At 70.9% G+C, this 15,224-nt stretch carries 13 protein-coding genes; 11 read left to right on the forward strand and 2 right to left on the reverse strand.

Translation table 11 applies throughout. The features are described from left to right. Positions 1–2: 2 nt before the first annotated feature. The 11 genes from CHC11_RS12410 to CHC11_RS12460 all read left to right on the forward strand — a co-directional run bounded on the left by CHC11_RS12410 (position 3) and on the right by CHC11_RS12460 (position 13,421). Positions 3–1,043 carry a thiamine pyrophosphate-dependent dehydrogenase E1 component subunit alpha gene (locus CHC11_RS12410; RefSeq protein ID WP_089311850.1) on the forward strand — a complete coding sequence of 347 codons (1,041 nt, stop codon included), beginning with the start codon at positions 3–5 and terminating at the stop codon, positions 1,041–1,043. After that, positions 1,036–2,013: an alpha-ketoacid dehydrogenase subunit beta gene (locus CHC11_RS12415; RefSeq protein ID WP_089311851.1), complete on the forward strand. Its 978-nt coding sequence runs from the start codon at positions 1,036–1,038 to the stop codon at positions 2,011–2,013. Before CHC11_RS12410 ends, CHC11_RS12415 begins: the two co-directional genes overlap by 8 nt. A 36-nt stretch (positions 2,014–2,049) precedes the next feature. Then, on the forward strand, positions 2,050–4,158 hold the full coding sequence (locus CHC11_RS12420; RefSeq protein WP_089311852.1) for a hydantoinase/oxoprolinase family protein: 2,109 nt from the start codon (positions 2,050–2,052) through the stop codon (positions 4,156–4,158). A 2-nt stretch (positions 4,159–4,160) separates the two neighbouring features. After that, entirely contained in the window at positions 4,161–5,915 is a 1,755-nt protein-coding gene (locus CHC11_RS12425; RefSeq protein ID WP_089311853.1) for a hydantoinase B/oxoprolinase family protein, read from the forward strand. 36 nt (positions 5,916–5,951) lie between these two features. Next, positions 5,952–7,373, forward strand: coding sequence for a 2-oxoglutarate dehydrogenase, E2 component, dihydrolipoamide succinyltransferase (gene sucB, locus CHC11_RS12430; protein ID WP_089311854.1), 1,422 nt, complete (start codon positions 5,952–5,954; stop codon positions 7,371–7,373). Positions 7,374–7,531: 158 nt separating this feature from the next. Beyond that, complete coding sequence (locus CHC11_RS12435; RefSeq protein WP_089311855.1) at positions 7,532–8,365, forward strand: LLM class F420-dependent oxidoreductase; 834 nt, start codon at positions 7,532–7,534, stop codon at positions 8,363–8,365. A 275-nt stretch (positions 8,366–8,640) separates the two neighbouring features. Continuing rightward, positions 8,641–9,882, forward strand: coding sequence for an ABC transporter substrate-binding protein (locus CHC11_RS12440; RefSeq protein WP_179278818.1), 1,242 nt, complete (start codon positions 8,641–8,643; stop codon positions 9,880–9,882). Continuing rightward, on the forward strand, positions 9,879–10,649 hold the full coding sequence (locus CHC11_RS12445) for an ABC transporter ATP-binding protein (RefSeq protein ID WP_245919128.1): 771 nt from the start codon (positions 9,879–9,881) through the stop codon (positions 10,647–10,649). Before CHC11_RS12440 ends, CHC11_RS12445 begins: the two co-directional genes overlap by 4 nt. A 2-nt stretch (positions 10,650–10,651) precedes the next feature. After that, positions 10,652–11,404: an ABC transporter ATP-binding protein gene (locus CHC11_RS12450; protein WP_089311858.1), complete on the forward strand. Its 753-nt coding sequence runs from the start codon at positions 10,652–10,654 to the stop codon at positions 11,402–11,404. Continuing rightward, the gene (locus CHC11_RS12455) at positions 11,401–12,285 is read left to right on the forward strand and encodes a branched-chain amino acid ABC transporter permease (protein ID WP_089311859.1); all 885 of its coding nucleotides are present in this window, start codon (positions 11,401–11,403) and stop codon (positions 12,283–12,285) included. Before CHC11_RS12450 ends, CHC11_RS12455 begins: the two co-directional genes overlap by 4 nt. Continuing rightward, positions 12,282–13,421 carry a branched-chain amino acid ABC transporter permease gene (locus CHC11_RS12460; protein ID WP_089311860.1) on the forward strand — a complete coding sequence of 380 codons (1,140 nt, stop codon included), beginning with the start codon at positions 12,282–12,284 and terminating at the stop codon, positions 13,419–13,421. Before CHC11_RS12455 ends, CHC11_RS12460 begins: the two co-directional genes overlap by 4 nt. Positions 13,422–13,480: 59 nt before the next feature. Here CHC11_RS12460 and CHC11_RS12465 read toward each other — a convergent pair whose 3' ends face one another. Both CHC11_RS12465 and CHC11_RS12470 read right to left on the reverse strand, forming a co-directional pair. Further along, positions 13,481–14,422: a PDR/VanB family oxidoreductase gene (locus tag CHC11_RS12465; RefSeq protein WP_218826047.1), complete on the reverse strand. Its 942-nt coding sequence runs from the start codon at positions 14,420–14,422 to the stop codon at positions 13,481–13,483. A 1-nt stretch (position 14,423) separates the two neighbouring features. After that, on the reverse strand, positions 14,424–15,134 hold the full coding sequence (locus CHC11_RS12470; protein ID WP_342749970.1) for an MSMEG_1061 family FMN-dependent PPOX-type flavoprotein: 711 nt from the start codon (positions 15,132–15,134) through the stop codon (positions 14,424–14,426). Positions 15,135–15,224: the final 90 nt, after the last annotated feature.

The following is a 15,224-nucleotide window of genomic DNA, read 5'->3' on the forward strand; positions in this document are numbered from 1 at the left end:
CCATGACCCAGACAGCAGCGAACTCGCACGCGCCGGCGGAGGTCTTCACCGGCCTTCCGGTCGGCGAGGCCGACCTGGCCGAGGCACACGCGCTCTACCGAGGTATGACGGTCGTGCGCGCCGTCGAACTGGAGATCGAGAAGATGCACCGGCTCGGGCGCATGTCCGGGTCGTTCCATTCGTCACTTGGCCAGGAGGCTGCGGCCGTCGGTGTCTGCGCGGCGCTGCGCGACGGCGACATGGTCACCAGCACCCATCGGGGGCATGGGCACGCGCTCGCCAAGGGCGTGCCCATGGAGGGGGTCCTCGCCGAGCTCTTCGGTCGGACGTCGGGGGTCAGCGGCGGGCGCGGCGGCTCGATGCACCTGCATGACCGGCGGAGCGGATTCCTCGGCGAGAACGCCATCGTCGCGGGAGGCCTGCCCTGGGCGGCCGGCGCGGCGTGGGCTCGCAGGCGCCGGGGCGGCGACGACATCGCGGTGGCCTTCATCGGCGACGGCGGGTTCGCCCAGGGCGTCACCCACGAGACGCTGCTGCTCGCGCGGTTCTGGGCGAGCCCCTGCCTGATCGTCTGTGAGAACAACGGCCTCGCGCACTCGATGCCGTCCGACCGTCTCTTCGGGGCGCCGGGAAACATCGCGCGCATCGTCGAGGGGACGGGGATGCACGCACGCTACGTGGACGGCCGGGACGTCATCGCGGTCGCGGAGACCGCCCGGGAGATGGTCGCGCAGGTGCGGGCGGGGTCTCCGGCCTTCCTCGAATGCGGCGTCTACCGCGTCCGGCCGCACAGCCTCTCCGATCCCGACTACCGGTATCGGCCCAAGTCGGCCGGCCGCGACTGGCTGGCGCTCAACGATCCGATAGCCAACCTCCGCGCGCGGCTGGATGCCTACGCGGCCAGCCGGGTCGCCCAGATCGACGCCGAGGTGGCCGCGGAGGTCGAGGCCGCGCGGACCCGGGCCGAGGCGGCGGAGCGCCCGCCCGCCGCCGCGGCGAAATCGTTCGTCTACACCTCTCCGGAGCTGCAGAACCATGCGTGAGGTCAAGTACGCCGAAGCGGTGCGCGCCGCCCTGGAGGCCGAGATGGCAGCCGACGAAAGCGTGGTCGTCATGGGCGAGGAGGTCGGGGCGCTCGGCGGGGTCTTCACGGTCACGCAGGGGCTGGTCGACAAGTTCGGGGACGACCGGGTCCTGGACTCGCCGATCTCCGAGGCCGGCGTGGTGGGCTTCGCGATCGGCGCCGCCACGGAGGGCATGCGCCCGGTCGTCGAGATCATGTTCTCGGACTTCGTCCTGTTGGCGCTCGACCAGATCGTCAACCTCGGGGCGAAGATCCGCTATATGAGCAACGGCCAGTTCAGCGTGCCGTTGACCATCCGGATGCCGACGGGCGGGGGCACCAACCACGGCCCCCAGCACTCGCAGAGCCTGGAGAGCCTCTTCGCGCATGTGCCGGGGCTGGTCGTGGCGATGCCCGGCAACGTCTCGGACGCCTACTGGATGCTCCGGCACGCTATACGTTCCGACGATCCCGTGATTTTCTTGGAGAGCAAGAACCTGTATTTCCGCACTTCAGGGGATATCGATGCACGCACCGGACCGGACGGCTTCGGGGCGAGCGTCGTGCGCCCCGGAGGCGACATCACCGTCGTGTCGGCCGGCCGGATGGTCGAGCGCTGCGTGCTGGCGGCCGAGGAGCTCGCCGCCGAGGGCGTCGCATGCGAGGTTATCGATCTCCGCTATCTGTGGCCCCTGGACACCGCCTCGGTCGAGGCGTCGCTGAGGCGGACGGGCAAGCTCGCCGTGGTGTACGAGGCCGTCGAGTTCTGCGGCTGGGGCGGCGAGGTCGCCGCGTGGGCCGGGGAGCACTGCTTCGAGAGCCTCGACGGACCGGTCGTGCGCGTCGGCGCCGAACGCGTCCCCATCCCCTATGGGCACGCGCTGGAGGACGAGATCGTCCCCACCACCGACCGCATCGCCGGCGAACTGCGCAAGCTCGCGATCTACTGACCGTCGCCGCGGCGACCTGAAAGCAGGAACGTCTCCATGAGGTTTGCAGTCGACACGGGTGGCACTTTCACCGACCTCGTCATCGAGGACGAGGGCCACCTGAGCGTCCACAAGAGCTCCACCGTGCCCGCGGACCCGGTACAGGGCATTCTCGACGCCTTCGAGGTCGCCGCCGCCGAACGCGGTTGCTCACGACGGGCGCTGCTGGAGCGGGGGACCATGCTCGTCCACGGCACCACGCGCGGGCTGAACGCCGTCCTGACGAAGAAGGTGGCCCGGACGGCGTTCCTCACCACCGAGGGCCACCCGGACATCCTGCTGCTTCGCGAGGGCGGCAGGCGCGACATCTTCAACCAGCGCCAGCCGTACCCCGAGCCCTATGTCCCGCGTTCGCTCACCTTCGAGGTCCCCGAACGCATCGGCGCCCAGGGGGAGGTGGTCCGGGAGCTCGACGAGGAGGCCGTGGCCGACCTGGCCGCCGCGCTGCGCCGGGAGCGGGTCGAGGCCGTCGCCGTCTGCCTGCTGTGGTCCATCGCCAACCCCGCCCACGAACTGCGGGTGGGCGAACTGCTGCGGGAACTGCTGCCGGACGTCCCGGTGACCCTCTCGCACCAGCTCAACCCCTGCGTCCGGGAGTACCGCCGAGCCTCGGCGACCGCGATCGACGCGTCGCTGAAGCCGCTGATGACCGCGTACATCAGTGGGCTCAAGGGGCGCCTGCGGGAGGCGGGCTTCACCGGCCGGGTGCTCATGGTCACCTCCGCCGGCGGCGCGCTGGACGCCGAGGACGTGGCGGCGTCCCCGATCCACTCGCTGAACTCCGGTCCCGCGATGGCCCCGGTCGCCGGGCGGTACTTCGCCGATCTGGACACCACGGCGTCCATGGCGATCGTCGCCGACACCGGCGGGACCAGCTACGACGTCAGCGTCGTCAGGAACGGCCGGATCCCGTGGACGCGCGAGTCCTGGATCGGCGAGCCGTTCCGCGGCCACATGACCGGCTTTCCGTCCGTCGACGTGCGCAGCGTCGGCGCCGGCGGCGGCAGCATCGCCTGGGTCGACGAGGGCGGGCTCCTGCACGTCGGGCCGCAGAGCGCCGGCGCCGACCCGGGTCCGGTCTGCTACGGGCGGGGCGGCACCAGCCCCACGATGACCGACGCGTGCCTCGTTCTGGGCTACCTGGATCCCGGTTACTTCCTCGGCGGGCGGTCGGCGCTGGACCTGGAGGCGGCCCGTGAGGCGATCAGGACCCGGATCGGCGAGCCGCTCGGACTGGACGTGATGGAGGCCGCCGGCGCGGTGTACAGGCTCGCGACCGAGCGCATGGTCGGTGCCATCGAGGAGATCAGCGGGCAGAAGGGCGTCGACGTGGCGCAGGCCGTTCTGGTGGGAGGCGGCGGCGCCGCCGGGTTCAACACCGTGGCCATCGCTCGGCGGCTCGGCTGCCGGGAGGTCATCGTCCCGATCATGGGGCCGGCCCTGAGCGCGGCGGGTGCGCTGATCTCCGACCTGTCGCGCGGCTTCGAGACGACGTTCCGGACCACCACCGGGGCGTTCGACTTCGCGGGCGTCAACGCGGTGCTCGCGGACCTGGCGGTCCGGGCCCGGGACTTCATCGCCGGGCCGGGCGCCGGCGCCGTCGAGACGTCCGTCGAGTTCTCCGTCGAGGCGCGCTATCCGAGCCAGGTCTGGGAGCTGGAAGTGCAGATGGGTTCGGAGGGGTCACTGGACGGTGAGGGGCTCGAACGGTTGAAGAAGGCGTTCCACGAGGTGCACAGGGATGCCTTCGCCGTTGACGATCCCGGTTCGCCGATCGAGTTCGAGAGCTGGCATGTCAGGGCGCGCTGCCGCATCACCGACCCGGTTCTGCCCGAGGCGGGGGCCGGCGACGGCGTGCGCCGGGAGCGCGAGATCTATCTGCCCGGCATCGGGCTGACAGGCGCAGCGGTCTGGCGGCTGGAATCGGTGCCGGTCGGCGCGGAGCTGCGGGGACCGGCGATCGTGGAGTCGGCGACCACGACGGTCGTCATCGATGACGGCGCCGTGTTCACCCGGCGCCCCAGCGGCACCGTCCATGTCGTCCCCGGGAGTGGGGCGGCGACCGCCCCGGCCGCGGAGGCCGGAACCGGACGAGGGGGGAACTGACGATGGACGGCGTGCGCATGGCGGTGATCAGCAACCGCCTGAACGTGGTCGTGGAGGCCATGATGAACACGGTCTTCCGCTCCAGCCGGTCGGGGGTCCTCAACAGCGCCCACGACTTCTCCTGCTGCATCGTCAGCGCCGATCACGAGCTGGTGATGGGGGCGGAGAGCCTGCCCATCCACATGATGAGCGGGCCCGACCTGATCTCGAAGGCGGTGCTGCGCTTCCATCCCGAGATGCGGCGCGGCGATGCGTACCTGCACAACTCGCCGTACAACGGCAACTCGCACGCCGCCGACCACGCGATGCTGGTGCCGGTCGTCGACGACAGGGGGGTCCACCGTTTCTCGGTCCTCGCGAAGGCCCATCAGGCCGACTGCGGCAACTCCACGCCGACGACCTACATGACGGACGCCCGCGACGTCTACGAGGAGGGCGCCCTTCTGTTCGACGCCTGCCGCGTCCAGACCGACTACCAGGACAACGACGACATCCTCCGCATGCTGCGGCTGCGCGTCCGGGTGCCCGAGCAGTGGTGGGGCGACTACCTCGCTCTGGTCGGCGCGGTGCGCCTCGGAGAGCGCCGCATCCTCGAACTGGGCAACGAGCTCGGCTGGGATGTGCTGCAGGAGTTCGTCGACGAGTGGCTCGCCTACAGCGAGGGCCGGATGCGCGGCGCCATCGCGGAACTCCCCGCCGGACGCCTGAGCCTGACCACCAGGCACGACCCGTTCCCCGGGATCCCCGAGGGGCTGGACATCAAGATGGACATCGACGTCCGGCCGGAGGACCAGGAGATCCATGTCGATCTCACCGACAATGTCGACTGCCTGCCGAACGGCCTGAACCTCACGGAGTCGACGGCCGCCACGGCCGCCCTGATCGGGGTCTTCAACTCCATCGGCGAGGGCGTACCGCCGAACGCCGGAAGCCTGCGCCGTGTGAAGGTCCGGTTGAGGGACGGCTGCGCCGTGGGCGTACCCGCGCATCCGCACAGCTGCTCGGCCGCGACCACCAACCTGGCCGACCGGGTGACCAACGCCGTGCAGCGCGGCATGGCGGAACTGGTCGAGGGCATCGGGCTGGCCGAGTGCGGCGCCGTCATCCCCGCCGCGGCGGCGGTGGTGTCGGGCGTCGACCCGAGGTCGGGCGGGCGGCCGTTCGTCAACCAGATCTTCCTCGCGGTGACCGGCGGGGCCGCCACCCCGTGGTCCGACGCCTGGCTGACGATCTTCCATGTGGGCTGCGCGGGCATGCTGCGCCGGGACAGCGTGGAGATCGCGGAGATGACGCACCCCCTCCGGGTGAGCCGCCAGCGGCTCCTCCAGGACACCGAGGGCGCGGGGCGGTTCCGCGGCGCTCCCTCGGCGGAGGTGGAGTACGGGCCGGTGGGCACGTCCATGACGGTGGCCTACGGATCCGACGGCGCGGTCTATCCGGCGCTCGGCGTGCGGGGAGGAGGCGAGGGCGGCCTCACCCGGCACCTGCGCCGTGACCGCGCGGGCGACCTCACCGAACTGCCCTCGCAGGGCCTGGTCGAGCTCGAGGACGGCGAGCGCATCGTGTCGATCACTGCCGGAGGGGGCGGGTACGGGCCAGCAGCGCACCGGGACCCCGTAAGCGTCCGGGAGGACGTGCGGGAGGGCTGGATCAGCCCAGAGCGCGCGCGGGACGTCTACGGCGTCGCCCTGCGCGCGGACCTGTCGATCGATGAGGCTGCCACGGCGCGGTTGCGCATGGAGCCGGCGTCCAGTTGACCGCCTTCCAAGGCTTCTTGAGAGAGGGCTCCGCGCATGGCAGTCCCCGTCACCATGCCGCAACTCGGTGAAAGCGTCACCGAGGGCACCGTAACCCGCTGGCTGAAGCGCGTGGGCGAGCACGTCGAGGCCGACGAACCCCTGCTGGAGGTGTCGACCGACAAGGTGGACACGGAGATTCCCTCGCCGGCAGCGGGAATCCTTCAGGCGATCCTGGTCCAAGAGGACGAGACGGTCGACACCGGCACCCAGCTCGCGACGATCGCCCAGACCGACCCGGCGACCGCACCGCCCGCCGGCCCCCAGGTGGACCGGCCCTCGCCGTCCCGGCGACCGATCCACCCGAACCACCGCCCCCCCATACCGTCGAGCGCGGCGCCCTCGCCTCCGCTCGCCGCTCCCCCGCCTCCACGGCCGGTCGCCCCGGCTGCGCAACCGGTCGCTCCTGCTCCGCAGCCGGCGGCGCCTGCTCGAAACCCCGGCGGCGTCGCCCAACGGGGGCGGGCGGATTCCGGAGCGTACGTGACGCCTTTCGTCCGCACGCTTGCGCGTGAGCACGGGGTGGACCTGGCATCCCTGCGGGCGGCCAGAAACGGGGACCGGATCCGGAGGGACGACGTCTTGAGAGCCGCGCGTTCACCGCGCGCTTCGCAGGCGGCGCTCACTCCGCCTGTCCCCCGAACGACGCCCGCCCTTCCGGTCCCCGTCGCCGAACGGGCACCTGCCAGGGACGAGCGGGGAGGGACGGTCGTGGACATCGGCCCGGCGCGACGGGCCTTCGCCGCGAGTCTGCTGGAGTCGCTGCGCACCAGCGCGCACCTGACCACCGTCGTGGAGGCCGACGTCACCGAGACCGTCCGGTCGTGCGAGGCGGCCGCGGCGTCCTTCCGGGCGCGTGAGGGCGTCGAACTGACCCTGCGGCCGTTCCTCGCGTCCGCCGTGCTGGAGGCGCTCAAGGCGTACCCGGTCCTCGGAGCGCGCGCGGACCTGGACCGGAAAGTGATCGTCCACCCGGACGAGGCGCACCTCGCGATCACGGTCGGCACCCCGCAGGGCCCGGTGTCACCGGTCATCCGGAACGCCGGGGACCTCAATCTCGCCGGGCTGGCCCGCGCGTTGGACGATCTCGACGAACGCGCGCGGACCGGTTGCCTCGTCCCCGAGAACCTGAGCGGCGCCACGTTCACGCTGGACGACCGGAGTGCGGAAGGGGCGCTGTTCTCCACCGCGGTCATCGCGCAGCCCCAGGTCGCGGTCCTCGGAACGGGAGCGGTCACCAGGAGGCCCGTGGCCGTGGCGCACCCCCTGCTGGGCGAGGTCGTCGCGGTGCGGTCAGTGCTCTGCCTCGCACTCACCTACGACCACCGTCTGATCGACGGCGCTGACGCGGCGCGCTTCCTGGCGGCGGTGACGGAGCGCCTGCAGGGCGGCAGCCTCACCGCCGGCCTCGACATCTGAACAACGGCCTCCCGGACCGTCCGGGAGCCGCTCCGCGGGACGCACCGGGCACGCCCGCCGAGCCCGGTGCGCCAGCCCTTTCACATCACGCATCCGTGGCTCGCATGGCGCACCAGGTGCGCCATGCGAGCGCTGGCCTCTTCCACCAGGAGTTCTCGATGAAGTTCGGTCTCGCCGTTTTCGCGACAGATCAGGGCCTGACGCCGGCGGACCTCGCCCGGCTCGCCGAGGACGGCGGGTTCGAGTCGCTGTTCTTCCCGGAGCACACGCACATGCCCGTCGAACGCACGGCGCATTTCAAGGCGGAGGGCGGTGAGGTGCCGTCCGAGTACGCGAGGACCCTCGACCCGTTCGTCGCGCTCGCTTCCGCGGCGTGCACGACCCGCACGCTGAAGGTCGGCACCGGCATCTGCCTGGTGTCCCAGCGAGATCCGATCACCACGGCGAAGGAGGTCGCGACGCTGGACCATCTGTCCGGCGGGCGGTTCCTGTTCGGCGTGGCGGCGGGGTGGAACCGCGAGGAGCTGCAGAACCACGGCACCGACCCCAGGCGGCGCCTGTCGGTGATGGCGGACCGGATCAAGGCGATGCAAGCGATCTGGGCCGATGACGTGGCCACCTACGCGGGACCGCATGTGGCCTTCGACCGGATCCAGTCGTGGCCCAAGCCCGTCCAGTCCCCGGTCCCGGTTCTCATCGGCGGCAACGGCCCCACCGTGCTGGACCGCGTCCTGGCCTACGGGACCGAGTGGCTGCCCGAGCCGGCCCCCGACCTGACCGATCGCATCGCGGAGTTCCGCGAGCGGGCGCGCGCCGCGGGCTGGACCGATGCGCCGGTGACCGTCTACGGCTGCGACCCCGCCGATGTCGCCCGCTACGCGGAGGCAGGGGTGCACCGGTGCGTCTTCTGGCTGCCTCCAGGGGACGCCGCCGGGGCCCGTCGACGGGTGTCCGAGCTTCGCGCGTCCCTGGGCCTGGACGGGCAGGGCTGAGATGACGCGGGCACCCGGCCGCCTACGGGGATTAGGCCGTGCCGGGCGGGGCGGACCACTTCCCGTCCCCGGCGCGACCGGCAGGGCATTCGAAATGAATGGGCGGTCGCATGGTGAATCCTCCGGCGTTACGAGAAGTTCGCCGATCTTCAGAATTAATCGTGCTTCCTGCACCGATATCAGGAGCCGACAGTCTTGACCGGGAAAAACCCGCACGTTAGCGTGAGTTCACTTCGCGAACATGCGCACGCATGTCGATCGCAACTGGAGGAGCCATGCCGCATCCACACCTCATGAGGCGCCGGTGGCCGGCACTGGTGGCCGCCGGAGCGACGCTGGCCGGGGCGGTGGCGTGCTCGACCGCCTCGGACGCCAAGGGAGGCGGCGCGGGCTCCCTCGCCTGCCGGGACGGGAAGGTCCTGGTCGGCATCGCCAAGGCCGACAGCGGGTTCGCCTCGTTCTTCGACGTCGCCGGCAAGCGCGGGCTCCAGGTCGCCATCCAGGAGATCAACGCCCGGGGCGGCATCAAGGGCTGCCCGATCCAGACCATCACCGGCGACACCAAGTCCGACCCCGCGATCGCCGCGCAGGTCGCGCGATCGCTCATCGCCAAGGGCGCCCAGATCCTGGTCGTCGCCGACGACTTCGATACGGGCGTCGCCGCCGCCCGCATCGGTCAGCGGGAGGGGCTGCTGACCCTGTCGCTCGCGGCCTCGTCGACCGTCTTCGGCAAGGCCGTCGGCGACCGGTTCTTCAGCGGCGGGATCACCACCACCGAGCTCGGGCTGGCGCAGGCCAAGTTCTCCCTGGACCGTAAGTGGCGGACCACGTTCCAGGTGCTCGACCCCGGCCTGGCCTACTTCACCGAGCAGGACACCGCCTACCGAAAGCTGTACGAGGCCGGTGGCGGCAAGGTGAGCGGGGTCGACCGGGTCGACTCGCTCGGCGGGCAGTCCGACTTCAGCGCCACCATCTCCAAGATCAAGGCCGCCGACCCCGACACCGTCCAGGCCCTGGCGGTCTTCCCCGCGGTCGGTACCTTCGTCAAGCAGCTGCGAGCCGCCGGCGTGGACAAGCCGGTGCTCGGCAACATCACCCTGCAGACCCGGGAGCTGCCCAAGCTCGTCGGGACCGACCGGGCCGACGCCATCTACTACGCCGCCCAGGTCTACTTCGACGGGGCGGGCACCGACCCGAAGACCGATCCGGCCATCACCAGGTTCGCCGAGGCGTACCAGAAGATGTTCGGGCACTTCCCCGAGCAGGCCAACGCCCCCGGCGCCTACCAGACCTTCCTGGCGATCGACACCGCCCTCCAGCGCAAGGACGTCACCGACGCCGCGTCGGCCGCCAAGGCGATCCGCGAGCAGCGCGGCCTCAAGGTCCCCGGCGGCACCCTCGACCAATGGAAGGACGGATACGCCGTCTGGAATCCGACGATCGTCGGGATCGAAGGCGGCAAGCTCAAGTCCGTCACCGCCTACAACGCGACCGTGATGAGGAACGAGTCGTCGTGAGCACCGCACCCGTGCCCGCCTCGCGGAGCCGAAGCCACGGCCCCGGCGCGGAAGCACCGCTCCTTCAGGTGACCGGCGCGGTCAAGCGGTTCTCCGGGCTCACCGCGCTGGACGGCGCCGACCTGGTTCTGGCGGCCGGCGAGGTCCTGGGCCTGATAGGGCCGAACGGCTCAGGCAAGACCACACTCGTCAACTGCGTCTCGGGAGCACTCCGGATCGACAAGGGCGAGATCCGGTTGCGCGGCCGCGACATCACTCGCGCGTCCCGGGCCCGCCGCGCCAAGAGCGGGATCGCCAGAACGTTCCAGAACCTCAAGCTGTTCGGTGAGCTGTCCGTGCGGGAGAACGTGCTCGTGGGCCGCAACGCCTCCTCGGGGGCGTCGTCGCCGAAAGAGGTGGAAGGCCTGCTGCGAAGCCTGCGGCTGGACGGGGTCGCCCGCGAGATCGTCTCCACCCTGTCGTACGGCACGCAGCGCCGTGTGGAGATCGCGCGCGCACTCGCCGGCGATCCGCGGGTGCTGCTGCTCGACGAGCCGGCCGCGGGGCTGAACGACGGTGAGACCGCCGAGCTGAAGGAACTGATCCACCAGATCCGGAGCGAGCGGGGATGCGGTGTCCTGGTCATCGACCACGACATGAACCTCGTCCTCGGCATCAGCGACCGGGTCCAGGTCCTCGACGAGGGCAGCGTCATCTACGAAGGCGCGCCGCGGGAGACATTCAAGCAGCCCCGCGTCGTCGCGGCGTATCTGGGGGCGGCCGAGTGAGCATGGAACCGCTACTCCAGGTCTCGAACCTCGTGGTCGGCTACGGCGCGACCAAGGTGCTCAAGGGTGTCTCCCTCACCGTCGCTCCGAGCGAGGCCGTGGCCGTGCTCGGCGCGAACGGGGCGGGCAAGTCGACGCTGATGAAGGTGATCTCCGGACTGCTCGCGCCATGGGAGGGCACCGTCCGGTTCGGCGGCGAGGACGTCACAGGCATGCCCGCCGAGGAGCGCGCCGCCCTCGGGATCGCGCTCGCCCCCGAGGGCCGCGGCATCTTCGCGACCCTGTCGATCGAGGAGAACCTGCTCATCGGCGCCACCTGCCTGCGGCGGCGGATGTCGCCCGCCGAGCGGCGCCGGCACGAGCGGGACGTGCTCGACAGGGTGTACGCGACGTTCCCCGTCCTGGCCAAGCGGCGGGCGGCCAAGGGATGCGACCTCTCCGGCGGACAGCAGCAGATGCTGGCGATCGGGAGGGCGCTGATGGCCGCCCCGAAGCTGCTCGTCCTGGACGAGCCCTGCCTGGGCCTCGCGCCGAAGATGGGAAACGAGGTGTACACCGTGCTCCGAAGTCTCCGCGAGGCGGGGCAGAGCCTGATCGTGGTGGAGGAGTCGTCCCGGCGGGCCCTCGATTTCGTCGACCGTGCCTGCTGCCTGAAACTCGGCGAGAAGGTCCTGGACGGCGACGCCGAGCAGATGAAGGCCGATGAGCTGCTCATCGAGGCGTACTTCGGGCTCAAGGGGGCCGAGCAGCGATGACCGCACTCGTCCAGCATGTTCTCGACGCCCTGAGCGTCGGTTCCACCTATGCCCTGCTCGCCCTCGGCCTGACGCTGGTGTTCAGCGTCATGAATCTGATCAACTTCGCCTACGGGCTGCTGCTGGTCTGCGGCGGCTACGCGGCCTGCGTCCTGGTCGACGCCGGCCTGCCGTTCGCCCTGGTGGTCCCGCTGTGCGTCCTGTTCGTCACCCTGTTGTCGATGGCGATGGGACGGGTCGCGTTCCGGCCCTTCATCGGCGCACCGCCGATCACGCTGCTCATCACCTCGTTCGGTGTCCTCCTGATCATCCAGTACATCGCGATCCTGATCTTCGGTGAGAAGCCGCGGGTGCTGAACGCCCCGGACTTCCTGACCGGGGTCATCGCCGCCGGCGGGCTGCGCGTCCCGGTCCTCCAGGTCGTCACCATCGCGAGCGGCGCCATCGTCGCCGCCGCGTTCTACGGGCTGCTCCACCGCACCCCCTTCGGCGCCCAGCTGCGCGCCGCCGCGGAGTCACCCGAGACCGCCCGCCTGATGGGGATCCGCCCCGACCGCGTTCTGATGATCGCATTCGCGATCAGCGGCGCGATCGCCGGAGTGGTCGGACTGCTCTGGTTCGCCAAGGTCGGCGCGGTGACCCCGCGGTCCGACCTGGAGCCCACCCTGAAGGCGTTCATCGCGATCGTCCTCGGCGGCCTCGGACGTGCCTCGGGCGCCATGCTCGGCGGACTCGCCCTCGGCGGGATCGAGGTCACCATGACCGTCGTGCTCCCGTCAGGGGCGATCACCTACGCGCAGGCGATCGTCTTCGCGGTCGTCATCGCCCTGCTCGTGCTGCGGCCCGGCGGACTCAGCGGGGCCAGAACGGAGGCTGCATGATGGTCAGGATCGCCTTGCGAAGTGACAGCCCGCCCGGCCCCCTCGGACGCCTCGGCGCGACGGCCGGGGCACTGCTGGCGACGGGCGTGGTGACGCTGCTCGGAGCACTGCTGTTCCTGGCCCCGACGATGGCGGAGATCGTCCTGCTCTTCGGCATCAACGCCATCCTGGTGATCGGGTTCCAGGTGTTCGTCGGCAACACCGGCATCGTCTCGTTCGGCCATGTCGCGTTCATGGCCGTCGGCGCGTACGCGGGCGGGATCGCGGCGATGCCGGTGATCGACAAGGAGGTCGTCCTGCCGGACCTGCCGGGGGCGCTCGCGGGCTTCGAGGTGGGGTTCCTCCCCGCGCTGCTGGTCGGCGGCGCCGCCGCCGCGCTCCTCGCGCTGCTCACCGGGCCGGCGCTCATGCGCCTGTCGGGGGCGGCGGCGTCCATCGCGACCCTGGGCCTGCTGATCATCGTCAGCAACGTGCTCGCCCAGGCGACCCCGCTGACACGCGGCCCGCAGTCGCTGTTCGGTGTTCCGGAGAACACCACGTTCATCGGGGTCTACGCGAGCCTCGCCGTGATGGTGGTGCTGAGCGCGTGGTTCAAGTGGTCGGCGGCTGGGCTGCGGGCCCGCGCCGTCAGGGACCAGCCCGCCGCGGCGGAGGCGGCCGGGGTGTCGGTCCTGCGCTCCCGCCTCTGGGCGTTCGTCCTGTCGGCGTTCATCACCGGTGTCGCCGGCGCCTTGTACGCCCAGCTGCTCACCGCCTTCTCCCCCGGGTCGTTCTACATCCCGCAGCTCGTCCTGGTGATCGCCATGGCGATCGTGGGAGGTGTCGGAGGCATCAGCGGAGCGCTGCTCGGAACGGCCGTGATCACCGTCATCAACGAGGTGCTGCGCAAGGTCGAGAGCGGTGTGTCGGTCGCCGGCGCCGAGATCCACGCGCCGAGCGGGATCTCCTTCGCCGCCCTGGGCGTCGCCCTGATCCTGATGCTCCGGTGGCGTCCGAGCGGCCTGCTCGGAGCCTCGGAGGTGCAGTTCGAGCCCCGGGCGCCTGCGACCGAGCAAGGCGCGGCGCGTGCCGCCGGTGAGGAGGCACCGGCTGTCACCACCGATCGGCCGACCGCCGAGGCCACCGCGGAGGAGTGAGGCGGGAGAAGGCCGGAGGGGGAGGCGTGTGGACGCCTCCCCCTCCTTCGTTTCGGGCTCTAGACGTCCAGGACGATCTCCGGGGTGGCGGCGCGGGAGACGCAGGCGTGCATGCGGTCCACAGTTTCGGCGGTCAGGAGGGAGTCCCGGTGCTGGGGAACACCGTCCAGCACTGTGACGGCGCACGAGCCGCACACCCCTTTCAGGCAGCCGCCGGCCACACGCACACCCTCGCGGCGAAGCGCGGTGAGAAGGCTGGCACCGGCCTCCACCCGTACCCGCACGTTCGAGCGTACGCACACGGCCTCGAACGGTTCGCTGGGTCCGAAGTCCTTCGGAACCGGAACGAAGCGTTCGACATGGAAGGCCCCTGCCGGCCACCCGGCCACGGCCTCCTCCGCGGCCTCGACGAAGCCGGGGGATCCGCAGCAGTAGACGCCGGTCCCCTCCTCGAACGCCCCCACGTACTCGCGGAGATCCAGTCGGTCCTCGGCGCTCGTGGCCCGCAGCGTCACCGCTCCGCCCAACTCGGCCAACTCGTCGCGGAACGCGGCCTCCCCCAGGGTCCGGACGCTGTAGGCCAGCTTCCACGGGATGCCGGCCTCCTGCGCCCGCATGACCATAGGCAGGATCGGCGTGATCCCGACGCCGGCGGCCAGGAAGACGTAGCGCTCGGCGGGCCGCAGCGCGAAGTGGTTGCGGGGCTCCCACACACGCACCTGCTTGCCGACGCGCAGGTACGAGTGCACGTAGGCGGACGCGCCCCGGGACAGGCGTTCCTTCAGCACCGCGATGCGGTAGCGGGACCTGTCGGAAGGGCGCCCGCACAAGGAGTACTGGCGGAGATGGCGGGTGACCAACTGGACGTCGACGTGGGCGCCCGGCTCCCACTCCGGAAGCGGGTCTCCCACTGGGTCCGCCAGGTGGAGGGCCACGACGTCGCGGGCCGGATGGTCCATCTCCGTCACGGTCAGGAGGCGGCCGCCCTCACGGGTCATCATCTCAGTAGAGCTCCTGGTAGCCGTCGTCGAAGACGCGGTCCAGCCGTTCGGCGTCCAGCCCCTCCGTGGCCGCCGCGTCCGCCCAGAAGGTTCCGGGAGAGGGGATCTCCCGCGCCAGGTCGCGCATGTCGTCCTCCCAGAGCCGCGACCTCAGCAGTGCCCGGCCACAGTGCAGGTAGGCTTCGTCGACCTCGACGACGGTGGCCATCTCAGGACGCACGTCGTCCTGCTCCAGCATCGTCCGCAGGTCCCCGTCGTCGGTGACGTACGCGCGTCCGTTCACCCGGAGGGTCTCCACCACCCCGGGAACGAAGAACACGAGCCCGACATACGGGTTCTCGGCGATGTTGGAGAAGGAGTCGCCCAGCTTGTTGCCGAGCCGGTCGGGGATGACGAGCGTCCGCTCGTCGAGGGCGCGGACGAATCCCGGATAGTCGCCGCGTGGACTGCAATCGGTCGCGCCGGAGGCGTCCGCTGTGGCCAAGCAGCAGAACGGTGAGTGGGCGATGAAGGTCAGGCAATTCCGATCGAGGTGATCAAGGATTTTCAGCCGGGTCTCCGGATCGGGTTCGCCCAGCAGGCCGCGCATCTCCGCCGCTCCCAGCCGCCGGTGATCCGTCCTCCACGGCCCCGCGACCGCACCGCCGGCCCCGCTCCCCCGCCGCCGCTCAGATGCGAGGCGGAAGTGTTCACGATTCGACTGCACGTTCATATGGCGAGCATACTCTGGCCGATCTGGTCAGAGAAGGTTCCACGCGACCGGATCGCCCGATCCGGACTCCCGCCAGGAGGCTCGCGAAGT

Source organism: Actinomadura mexicana (assembly GCF_900188105.1).
Classification (GTDB): Bacteria; Actinomycetota; Actinomycetes; order Streptosporangiales; family Streptosporangiaceae; genus Spirillospora; species Spirillospora mexicana.